Source organism: Moorena sp. SIO3I6 (genome assembly GCF_010672095.1).
On the sequence record NZ_JAAHHU010001349.1, the window covers coordinates 1 to 1,401 of the forward strand.

A 1,401-nucleotide genomic window follows, 5' to 3' on the forward strand; every position below is an offset into this window, starting at 1 on the left:
TCCTTTACCTGCGTCGTCCTTTATTAGTAACCGGAAAACCAGGTTCTGGAAAAACATCCTTAGCTTATGCGGTTGCCTATGAGCTAAAATTAGGTGAAGTGTTATACTGGCCGATTACAACCAGGACAACGTTGAAGGATGGTCTTTATTCCTATGATGCCATCGGTCGTCTACAGGATGCTCAGCAACAGGATAAGACTAATCAGGATAATCTCAAAGAAATTGGGAACTATATTAAACTCGGACCATTGGGTACAGCACTCTTACCATCAGATAAGCCGCGAGCGCTACTGATTGATGAAATTGATAAAAGTGATATAGACTTGCCTAATGATTTGCTTTATGTGTTTGAAGAGGGGGAATTTGAAATCCCCGAATTAGTTCGGATTTCAGAAAAGTTGGAAACAGTGGCAGTAGGAACCGCTTATAAAGATGAAAATGAGCCAACTGCTAAAGATATCAAAGTTGATATCACAGAAGGACGAATACGCTGTAAAGCGTTTCCCTTAGTAATTCTCACTAGCAATGGAGAACGAGACTTTCCCCCCCCGTTCTTGCGGCGCTGTCTGCGGCTGAATATAAAGGAACCCAATGATGTAGAGTTAGATAAAATTGTGGCGGCTCATTTGGGTACAGAGCCGGAGATTACCAAACAGGCTCAGGAGTTAATTGAGCAATTTCTGGAAAAACGTAACAAGGGAGATTTAGCAACAGATCAACTCCTCAATGCTATTTACTTGATGACTCGCGAATCGGCCCCCACTGGTCAAGAAAAAGAACAATTGATTGAACAATTACTTAAGTATTTGACTAGCAGCGAGGATGGATGATGAATTCAGAAACTTTGGGGATCGCTGCACTGAATTCTCGGCTCAAACGGGCTGAGTTAGACCTAGATGGTGAACAAATTGTCGATATCCTATGGTTAGCTGTTCAGATGGGTAAGATTGAAGAAAGTTCCCTGAAGGAAACACCTGTTGAAGATTCTAAAACTGTTATTGAAACCAAACCTAAAACGCCTAAAACGCGGCCTGATTCTAAATTAACACCACCCATTAAATCTTCTTCTAGTCCACCTACTGCCTCTGCTCATCTTCCCCCTTTCTCACCCCATAAGTCAACAGATAAGTCAACAGAGAAAACGGTATCTGAAGGCATTCCCTTTCAAGCACCCGCTGCTCGAGCATTACGCCAAACTCTAGCGTTAGCAAGGGCGTTGCGTCCCCTGATGCGGAAAGTTCCCTCTCAAACTCAGACGGTTATTGATGAAGAGGAAACCGTTACCCAGATTGTCGAAAAAAAGATTTGGACACCTGTACTCAAGCCAGCACCGGAACGCTGGTTGGATTTAGCCCTGGTGGTGGAGGAATTCCGTTCAACAGTAATTTGGCAAGAAATAAT

1 protein-coding gene and 1 pseudogene are annotated in these 1,401 nt (G+C 43.3%); both read left to right on the top strand.

Going from position 1 to position 1,401, the window contains the following annotated elements; all coding sequences use genetic code 11:
* Positions 1–830: MoxR family ATPase (locus F6K49_RS49220; RefSeq protein WP_293110037.1), on the top strand; the 830-nt coding region annotated here is incomplete at its 5' end.
* A pseudogene (locus F6K49_RS49225) lies at positions 827–1,401 on the top strand (hypothetical protein); the annotation flags it as partial. The gene F6K49_RS49220 and the pseudogene F6K49_RS49225, both read left to right, overlap by 4 nt.